Genomic DNA, 9,881 nt, shown 5'->3' on the forward strand with positions numbered 1-9,881 from the left:
GTGCAGCTTTTCCCGCCGCGTCGCCCGCTCGCGCCTGCACCGGCTGGCCAAGGACGCCGACGTGCCGTGGGAAGATGAGAAATTCATCTATGTCGCGGCTTCTCGCGACGGACTCACATCGCACCAGGCGCGGGTTCTTGCGCCGCCGAAATCCGGTTCCGGCAAGGTTCTGCTCAAACTTTGCCGGGACGACGGCACCGCCGCCGAGCGCTTGTTCACCAAGCGCGACGGCGCCGACTTCAAGCTGGCCCGGCGGCTGGACTGGGGCGACAGGCTGGCTTCCGAATAGACAGCAGCAGCGTTTGCGACCGCCTCGAAGAAAAATTTCGAAGCGATGTCGAATCCAGGCCGTGCCGTTCGACCATTGGCGTTCTCGGACCTTTCGAGACGCCAAGAGTGTCAAACGGCATCAGCCAATAGGAGAAACGCAATGAGCTATATCGCAGGATTTGTCGCCGCGGTGCCCGCCGCCAACAAGGAAGCTTACCGCAGGCATGTCGCCGAGGTGGCATCGGTGCTGAAGGAGTTCGGCACCACCCGCATGGTCGAAGGATGGGGCGACGACGTGCCCGGCGGCAAGATCACCGACTTCAAGGGAGCCGTGAAGGCAAAGCCGGATGAAGTCATCACCTTTTCATGGCACGAATACGCGGACAAGGCGGCGGCGGACGCGGCCTATCAGACGATGATGAGCGACCCGCGCATGGCGGAGATCGGCGCTTCCATGCCCTTTGACGGCAAGCGCATGATCATCGGTGGCTTCACGCCCTTCATCGACCTGAACACGACCGGCAAGACGGGCTATATCGATGGCTCGCTGGTGCCGGTGCCGGCCGCCAACAAGCAGGCCTACCTTGCCGTAGCGACGAAGCAGGCCGCGGTGATCAAGGAACACGGCGCAACCCGCGTTGTCGAAGCGTGGGGCGACGATGTTCCCGACGGCGAGGTCACCGACTACCGTGGCGCCGTGAAAGCAACGGGCGACGAGGTCGTCGTCTATGCCTGGGTCGAATGGCCGTCGAAGCAGGTGCGCGATGACGCCTGGAAAAAGGTGATTGCCGATCCGCGCATGTATGCCGACACCATGCCCTACGACAACCAGCGCCGGGTCCATGGCGGCTTTGCGCCGATCCTCGACGCCTGATCCCAAGAACCCTAGTTTTCGACAATCCTGGAAAAGGAAACCCACCATGCGTTACGCCTGTCTCATCTATTACCACCCCAAAACATTGTTCGGCGGCAGCCCGGAGGCCAATGCCGTGCTGGCCGAGTGCTCCGGATATGACGAGGTGCTCAAAGCCAGCGGCCACTTCGTAACCGCCGAGGCCCTGGTGCTGCCCGAGGAGGCAATGACCGTGCAGGTCCGCGACGGCAAGATGTCGACCGTCGACGGCCCGTTCATGGAGACCAAGGAGATCCTGGGCGGCATCATCGTCATCGAGGCCCGCGATCTCAACGAGGCGGTGCGAGTGGCGAGCGGCCATCCACTGGCAACGATCGGCTTTGTCGAAGTTCGCCCGGTCGTCGACTTCAGCCAGCCGCCGCCGGTCCTGTGAGCACCACCAGCCCCCGCGATGCCCTGGAGGCGGCCTACCGCACCGAGGCGCGGCGCGTGCTGGCGACCTTGATCCGCCTGCTCGGCGGTTTCGACGCGGCGGAGGAGGCCTTGCATGAGGCCTTCACTGCTGCCGCCGAGCAATGGCCGCGCCAGGGTGTGCCGGCCAACCCCTATTCCTGGCTGGTCTCGGCCGGCCGCTTCAGGACCATCGACCGCTGGCGCCGGGAAGCACGGCTGGCCGGGGCTCTGCCCGAACTCACGGCGCTGGCCGAGCCGACACGGGAGCCGGCCATGCCGGAAGACATCCAGGACGATGAATTGCGGCTCATCTTCGTCTGCTGCCATCCGGCGCTGGCGCCGGATGCACGCATCGCCCTGACCCTGCGCGAAGTGGGTGGTTTGACCACCGAAGAGATCGCCCGCGCCTATCTGACGCCGACACCGACCATTGCGCAACGCATCGTGCGGGCCAAGGCGAAGATCCGGGACGAGGCGATCCCCTACGAGGTGCCCGACCGCGCCGACCTGCCGGTGCGTCTCGAGAGCGCGCTGCAGGTGATCTACCTGATCTTCAACGAGGGTTACGCGGCCACCGAGGGGCCGAACCTGACGCGGGCCGACCTGTGCGCCGAGGCGATCCGGCTCGGCCGGCTGATGGTCGAACTGCTCGACCAGCCGGAGGCGCAAGGGCTGCTTGCCCTGATGCTGCTGCACGAGGCGCGGCGCGCGACGCGGGTCAATGCCAGCGGCGACCTTGTCCTGCTGGAGGATCAGGACCGCACGCTGTGGGACCGTTCGCCGATCGCCGAGGCCGACGGCCTGATCGGTCGGGCGATCGCCTCGCGCCGCATCGGACCGTATATCCTGCAGGCGGCCATTGCTTCCGTCCACGCCGAGGCGGCAGGCACGGCGGAGACCGACTGGGTACAGATCGTCGCGCTTTACGATGTGCTCGGCCGCGTCGACCCCTCACCGGTCGTGGCACTCAACCGCGCCGCGGCCATAGGCATGCGCGACGGCCCGCAGGCCGGACTGGCGGAAATCGAGGCGGTCATGGCACAAGGCGGGCTGGACGGCTACCATCTGGCGCACGCGGCGCGAGCAGACATGCAGCGCAGGCTTGGCTTAACCGAAGCGGCAAGGACCTCCTACCGGCGGGCGATCGAGTTGACCCGGCAACCGGCGGAACGCCGGTTCATCGAGGGGCGACTCGGTCAGCTTTGAACGGAGTGGCGGCACAGGAACCCAGCGCTTGTTTTCTCGTTTTGTTCTCCCTATAGATGCGCTACAATCGTTCTTTCGATTCGAGTCAATTGTGATTCTTTCCACCGAAAAAACTCGGCTGTGAATCGCGGGTATCAAAGCTGATTGGACAGGCACTGGTGCAGATAAGTCAGCATGGACTTGTCACGTTCTGATATCGAAAGGCCGGGATCGAAATCGGGGATATCATGGCAGAAGCAGCGCGAAAATTCGGCGTGGCGGAAACACCGCTTTATCGTGAAGCGCCCAACAACATCGAGGCCGAGCAAGCGCTGCTCGGCGCCATCCTCGTCAACAACGACGCCTTCTATCGCGTCTCGGACTTCCTCAAGGCCAGCCATTTCTACGAGCCGCTGCACCGCAAGATCTTCGAGGTGGCGTCCGAGTTTATCCGTATGGGCAAGGTCGCGACGCCGATCACGCTGAAAACCTTCCTGCCCGCCGACGAGAAGGTCGGCGACATGACGATGGCGCAATATGTCGTGCGGCTGGCGGTCGAGGCTGTGACCGTCGTCAACGCCACCGACTATGGCCGCGCCATCTACGATCTTGCGACGCGCCGCGCGCTGATCACGGTCGGCGAGGACATGGTCAACATCGCCTATGACGCGCCGGTCGACATGGCGCCCGGCGAACAGATCGAGGATGCTGAGCGGCGGCTGTTCGAGCTGGCCGAAAACGGCCGCTACGATGGCGGTTTCGAAAGCTTTTCCGATGCGTTGAAGAATGCCGTCGACATGGCCAGCGCGGCCTATATGCGCGATGGCCACCTGTCCGGCATTGCCACCGGCCTGCGCGATCTCGACCACCGCATGGGCGGCCTGCAGCCTTCGGATTTGATCATCATCGCCGGCCGCCCAGGCATGGGCAAGACGTCGCTGGCCACCAACATCGCCTACAACATCGCTGCCGCCTATGAGCCGGCCCAGCAGGCCGACGGTTCGGTCAAGGCGGCCAATGGCGGCGTCGTCGGTTTCTTCTCGCTCGAAATGTCGTCGGAGCAGCTGGCCACCCGCATCATCTCCGAGCAGACCGAGATCCCATCGTCGAAAATCCGGCGCGGCGATCTGACGGAGGCCGATTTCGGCAAGCTCGTTGCCTACACGCAGGAGAACCATAAACGGCCGCTCTATATCGACCAGACGGGCGGTATTTCCATTGCCCAGCTTGCGGCGCGCGCCCGCCGCCTCAAGCGTCAGCGCGGGCTTGACCTGATGGTCATCGACTATATCCAGCTGATGCAGGGTTCGTCCGCCAAGGCGTCGCAGAACCGCGTCCAGGAAATCACCGAGATCACCACCGGACTGAAGGCACTCGGCAAGGAGTTGGGCGTGCCGATCATCGCCCTCTCACAGCTTTCGCGTCAGGTTGAAAGCCGCGACGACAAGCATCCCCAGCTGTCCGATCTGCGCGAATCGGGTTCGATCGAGCAGGACGCCGACGTGGTGCTGTTCGTGTACCGCGAGGAATACTACATCAAGAACAAGGAGCCGGAGAAAGGCACGCCCGAGCATCTCGCCTGGGAGGCGAAGATGATCGAAGTCCAGGGCAAGGCCGAAGTGATCATCGCCAAGCAGCGCCACGGACCGACCGGCACCGTCAGCCTTGCCTTCCAGGGCGAGTTCACCCGCTTCTCCGACCTCGCCGAGGAGCATCATCTGCCGGAAAGGTTCGAGTAGCTTTTTGACCTACCCCAGCCAACCTCGCCCAGACCATTTTCAAGCAGCATCCCGCTGATGGCCAAATCCCGGGTCCAATTCATCTGCCAGAGCTGCGGATCGGTGCATCAGCGCTGGGCCGGCAAATGCGATGCCTGCGGCGAGTGGAACACGCTGGTCGAGGAAGGCACGTCCGGCGGCATCGGCTCAGGACCGGCCAACACGCGCAATGCCCGCAAGGGCCGCGCGGTGGTGCTGACCACGCTGTCCGGCGACATCGAGGATGCGCCACGCATCATTTCGGGCATCGGCGAACTCGATCGCGCCACCGGCGGTGGTTTCGTGCGCGGCTCGGCGCTGCTGGTCGGCGGCGATCCTGGTATCGGCAAGTCGACGCTGCTCACCCAGGCGGCCGCGGCGCTAGCATCAAAAGGCCACCGCATCGTCTATGTCTCGGGCGAAGAGGCGGTCGCGCAGATCAGGCTGCGGGCGCAGCGGCTTGGCGTCGCCTCTTCTCCGGTGGAACTTGCCGCCGAGACCAATGTCGAGGACATCCTGGCGACGATCGCCGACGGCAAGCGGCCTGATCTCGTCATCCTGGATTCGATCCAGACGCTGTGGACCGACCTTGCCGATTCGGCACCGGGCACCGTCACACAGGTGCGCGCCGCCGCCCAGGCGATGATCCGCTATGCGAAATCCACGGGTGCTGCGATCGTGCTGGTCGGCCATGTCACGAAGGAAGGCCAGATCGCGGGGCCGCGTGTCGTCGAGCATATGGTCGACGCCGTGCTCTACTTCGAGGGCGAAGGCGGCCATCACTATCGCATCCTGCGTACGGTGAAGAACCGTTTTGGACCGACCGACGAGATCGGCGTCTTCGAAATGTCGGACAAGGGCCTGCGCGAGGTTGCCAATCCGTCCGAGCTTTTCCTTGGCGAGCGCCATGCAAAATCGCCCGGGGCCGCGGTTTTCGCCGGCATGGAGGGGACAAGGCCGGTGCTGGTCGAGATCCAGGCACTGGTCGCACCCTCCTCGCTCGGCACGCCGCGCCGCGCCGTCGTCGGCTGGGACGGCGCCCGGCTGTCTATGATCCTGGCAGTTCTCGAAGCCCATTGCGGGGTGCGCTTCGGCAGCCACGATGTCTATCTCAACGTCGCCGGAGGCTACCGGATTTCGGAGCCCGCGGCCGATCTGGCAGTGGCGGCCGCCCTGGTTTCCTCGCTCACCGGTCTTGCCCTTCCCGCCGATTGCGTCTATTTCGGCGAAATCAGCCTTTCGGGCGCCGTGAGGCCGGTTGCGCATGCGCAACAGCGCCTCAAGGAAGCCGAAAAGCTGGGTTTTGGAAGCGCGGTTCTGCCTTCGGGCAGCGGGGAACTGGCCGGGGGGATCGGGTCCGGTTCTTTCCAGCCGACCGAGCTTGCCGACCTCGTGGCACGCATAGCCGGCTCACGCCGAAGCCGCGTGGACGAAGAAGATTAGAGCATCGGACTCAGAGCCCGATGTTCCGCGCTATAATGCGGCTCATGGAGTGGGGCGAAAGACATGCCGATTACGCTGCTTGACGGAATTCTCGTCGGCTTCACTCTGGTCTCGGCGATGCTCGCCATGGTTCGCGGCTTTTCGCGCGAAGTCCTGTCCGTCGTCTCCTGGGCAGCGGCGGCAGCGGCGGCGTTCTTCTTCTACAAGCCGGTTGTGCCTTACCTCGCGCCCTACATCGAGAATGAAAAGATCGCCATGGCGGCCGCCGCCGGCGTCGTCTTCATCGTCGCGCTGATCGTCGTATCGGTCATCACCATGAAGCTCGCCGACTGGATCATCGATTCGCGGATCGGCGCGCTCGACCGTACGCTCGGTTTCCTCTACGGCGCCGCGCGCGGCATCCTGGTCGTCGCCGTCGCACTGCTGTTCTTCAACTGGCTGGCTGGCGCCAAGGCACCGGCCTGGGTCACGGAGGCCAAGTCGCGGCCGCTGCTGGAGCAGATCGGCGCCAAGCTCGAAAGCCTGCTGCCCGAGGATCCGGAAAACGCGATTCTCAAGAAGCTCAATCCGAATCAGCCGGCCGCCGAGACGCCAGCTGCTCCGGACGCACCGGCCGCGGATGCTCCGGCGGGCGGCGACGATGCCAACACGCCAGCGCCTGACGACAATGACGCAACACCTCCGGCCAACAACGCTCCGGCACCGGCGGCGCCGGCAAACTGACGCCGAAAACGGCGTCAGGATCCGACGATGGTGTGAACGACCGCACGGCCCGCGTTGCTTTCGGCGCGAACCCGCATTATATGGCGATTTTAGCGGAGCTTAAGATGGCAGACGCAGACGACGTGCTTTCCGCCGAGGCCGACGACCATTTCCACGACGAATGCGGTGTGTTCGGCATTTTCGGCCGGCAGGACGCCGCGGCCATCGTCACACTGGGCCTGCATGCGCTGCAGCATCGCGGCCAGGAAGCGGCAGGCATCGTTTCCTATGACGGCAGCCAGTTCCATGTCGAACGCCATGTCGGCCTGATCGGCGACACCTTCACCAAGCAGCGCGTCATCGACAGCCTGCAAGGCAACCGCGCCATCGGCCATACGCGCTACGCCACGACTGGCGGCGCCGGCATGCGCAACATCCAGCCCTTTTTCGCCGAATTGGCCGATGGCGGCTTCGCCGTCGCCCACAACGGCAATCTGACCAACGCCATGACCGTGCAGCGCGCGCTGCAGAAGCAAGGCGCGATCTTCTCCTCCACCTCCGACACCGAGACGCTTTTGCATCTCGTCGCCACCAGCAAGGAGCGCGATTTGAACTCGCGCTTCATCGATGCGGTGCGACAGGTCGAGGGTGCGTTTTCGCTGGTGGCGATGACGGCCAAGAAGATGATCGGCTGCCGCGATCCGCTCGGCATCCGGCCGCTGGTGCTCGGCGATCTCGACGGCGCCTGGATCCTGGCCTCCGAAACGTGCGCGCTCGACATCATCGGCGCGCGTTTCGTTCGCGACCTGAAGCCCGGCGAGATGGTCGTCGTCACGTCCAAGGGCATCGAGAGCCTGTTCCCCTTCGAGCCGCAGAAGACCCGCTTCTGCATCTTCGAATATGTCTATTTCGCGCGGCCGGATTCCTCGGTGGAAGGCCGCAACGTCTATGAGGTGCGCAAGCGCATCGGCGCCGAGCTGGCGGTTGAAAGCCCGGTCGAGGCGGACATCGTCGTGCCGGTGCCGGATTCGGGCACGCCGGCGGCGATCGGCTTCAGCCAGGCCGCAGGCATTCCCTTCGAACTCGGCATCATCCGCAATCATTATGTCGGCCGCACCTTCATTCAGCCGGGCGATTCGATCCGCCACATGGGCGTCAAACTGAAGCACAATGCCAACCGCCGCATGATCGAGGGCAAGCGCGTGGTGCTGGTCGACGACAGTATCGTGCGCGGCACCACCAGCCAGAAGATCGTGCAGATGGTGCGCGACGCCGGCGCCAAGGAGGTGCATATGCGCATCGCCTCACCGCCGACACGCGCCTCCTGTTTCTACGGTGTCGACACGCCGGAGAAATCGAAGCTCCTGGCATCGCGCATGTCGATCGAGGAGATGGCCGAGTTCATTCGCGTCGATTCGCTCGGCTTCCTCACCATTGACGGGCTCTACCGCGCGGTCGGCGAGGCCAGCCGCGACAACGACCAGCCGCAATTCTGCGATGCCTGCTTCACCGGCCAGTATCCGACCCGCCTGCTCGACTTCGAAGGCCACGACAATGTGCGCACGCTGTCGCTGCTGGCGACGAGCGGGACGTAGGCGGGACCGTCATCAGCGTTAGTCAAATTCCCGGAATCCATCGCATGACCCTTGACCTTTCCGGCCGCGTTGCGGTCGTCACCGGCGCCTCGCGCGGGATCGGCTATTTCATTGCCAAGGAATTGGCTGCAGCCGGCGCGCATGTCATTGCGGTGGCGCGCACTGTCGGAGGACTGGAAGAGCTCGACGATCAGATCAAGGCGGCCGGCGGCCAGGCGACACTGGTGCCGCTCGACCTCGCCGACATGGCCGGTATCGACCGCCTGGGCGGCGCCATCCACGAACGCTGGGGCAAGCTCGACATTCTCGTCGCCAATGCCGGCGTGCTCGGCGTCATCTCGCCGATCGGTCATGTCGAAGCAAAAACCTTCGAGAAGGTGATGACCATCAACGTCACCTCGACCTGGCGGCTGATCCGCTCCGTCGACCCCCTGCTGCGGCTCTCCGACGCTGGACGAGCGATCATCCTGTCTTCCAACGCAGCGCACTCGGCGCGTGCCTTCTGGGCACCCTACGCGGCGTCCAAGGCCGCGGTGGAGACGATGATGCGCTCCTGGGCGCATGAGACGCAGAGCCTGCCGCTCCGGGTCAATGCCGCCGACCCCGGCGCCACCCGCACCGCCATGCGTGCCCAAGCAGTGCCGGGCGAAGATCCCGAGACGTTGCCGCATCCCTCCGAGATCGCCAAACGCATCGTGCCGCTGGCCAGCCCGGACCTGAAAGAGACCGGATTGATCTTTCAGGCCAAGCACAATCGGTTCGTCGCCTATCGCCAGCCGGAATAAAACTAGAGCCTTTTTTGCCGCATGTCGGTTTCCCAAAAACCACTGCATACTTTTAGGCGACATGCGTAGGGATTAAACAGGCCTCCGGCAACGTTTCTTCTGATGTAACCCGTCGAAGACCAACCGGAGGACCGACATGCGTAAACTGCTTCTCGCCACCGCCGCCACCCTGATCGCAGCCGCGGGCGCCGCTTACTCGCAAGATGCCAAGATGAGCTTCTTCGTCACCAGTGTCGGTTCCGGCAAGGGTGCCGACCTCGGCGGCCTCAAGGGCGCCGACGCGCATTGCGCGTCGTTGGCGGAAGCCGCCGGCGTCACCGGCAAGAGTTGGGCCGCCTATCTGTCGACCAGCGACACCGACGCCCGCGACCGCATCGGCAAGGGGCCATGGGTGAACGCCAAGGGCGTCAAGATCGCCGACGATGTCGCCTCGTTGCACAGCGATGCCAACGGCATCACCAAACAGACAGCGCTCAACGAGAAAGGCGAAGCGGTCAACGGCCGCGGCGACACGCCCAACCGCCACGACGTGCTGACCGGCTCCAAGCCCGACGGCACCAAGATCGCCGACCAGACCTGCGGCAACTGGACGATGAGCGGGGCGGAAGGCGCCGCGATGATGGGCCATCATGACCGCGCCGGTCTCGACGATTCGGCAGCGGCCAAATCCTGGAATTCCTCGCACGCCTCGCGCGGCGGCTGCAGCCAGGAGGCGCTCAAGGGCACCGGGGGCGATGGCTTGTTCTATTGTTTTGCCACCAACTGAGCCGATTGCGCTTCGAAATCGGGCTGGAAACCCCCGTCACATCACGCGGCTGTGATGTGACGGCGGGAAGCT

At 64.4% G+C, this 9,881-nt stretch carries 10 protein-coding genes; all 10 read left to right on the forward strand.

Annotation, left to right across the window (positions count from 1 at the left end; genetic code table 11):
• The coding region (locus EN939_RS09755; RefSeq protein ID WP_245473071.1) for a small ribosomal subunit Rsm22 family protein at nt 1-289 on the forward strand (289 nt) is incomplete at its 5' end.
• Nucleotides 290-430: 141 nt separating this feature from the next.
• Entirely contained in the window at nt 431-1,144 is a 714-nt protein-coding gene (locus tag EN939_RS09760) for a DUF1428 domain-containing protein (protein WP_127267849.1), read from the forward strand.
• A gap of 46 nt (nt 1,145-1,190) precedes the next feature.
• A complete protein-coding gene (locus EN939_RS09765) occupies nt 1,191-1,556 on the forward strand; it encodes a YciI family protein (RefSeq protein ID WP_027037981.1) in 366 nt (121 codons plus the stop codon).
• Nucleotides 1,553-2,782 (forward strand): RNA polymerase sigma factor, encoded by a 1,230-nt coding sequence (locus tag EN939_RS09770; protein WP_127267850.1) that lies wholly within the window; start codon nt 1,553-1,555, stop codon nt 2,780-2,782. Before EN939_RS09765 ends, EN939_RS09770 begins: the two co-directional genes overlap by 4 nt.
• 227 nt (nt 2,783-3,009) lie before the next feature.
• Entirely contained in the window at nt 3,010-4,500 is a 1,491-nt protein-coding gene (locus tag EN939_RS09775; RefSeq protein ID WP_127267851.1) for a replicative DNA helicase, read from the forward strand.
• A gap of 57 nt (nt 4,501-4,557) precedes the next feature.
• Nucleotides 4,558-5,961, forward strand: a complete 1,404-nt coding sequence (radA, locus tag EN939_RS09780) for a DNA repair protein RadA (protein WP_127267852.1) — start codon at nt 4,558-4,560, stop codon at nt 5,959-5,961.
• A gap of 63 nt (nt 5,962-6,024) precedes the next feature.
• Complete coding sequence (locus EN939_RS09785) at nt 6,025-6,684, forward strand: CvpA family protein (protein WP_127267853.1); 660 nt, start codon at nt 6,025-6,027, stop codon at nt 6,682-6,684.
• A gap of 104 nt (nt 6,685-6,788) precedes the next feature.
• Complete coding sequence (gene purF, locus EN939_RS09790) at nt 6,789-8,258, forward strand: amidophosphoribosyltransferase (protein ID WP_013532528.1); 1,470 nt, start codon at nt 6,789-6,791, stop codon at nt 8,256-8,258.
• 44 nt (nt 8,259-8,302) lie between these two features.
• Entirely contained in the window at nt 8,303-9,043 is a 741-nt protein-coding gene (locus tag EN939_RS09795) for an SDR family NAD(P)-dependent oxidoreductase (protein WP_013532529.1), read from the forward strand.
• A 136-nt stretch (nt 9,044-9,179) separates the two neighbouring features.
• Nucleotides 9,180-9,809: a hypothetical protein gene (locus EN939_RS09800; RefSeq protein ID WP_127267854.1), complete on the forward strand. Its 630-nt coding sequence runs from the start codon at nt 9,180-9,182 to the stop codon at nt 9,807-9,809.
• The last annotated feature ends 72 nt before the right edge of the window (nt 9,810-9,881 follow it).

The sequence above is a fragment of the Mesorhizobium sp. M7A.F.Ca.CA.002.05.1.1 genome (genome assembly GCF_003998335.1).
Lineage (GTDB): Bacteria > Pseudomonadota > Alphaproteobacteria > Rhizobiales > Rhizobiaceae > Mesorhizobium.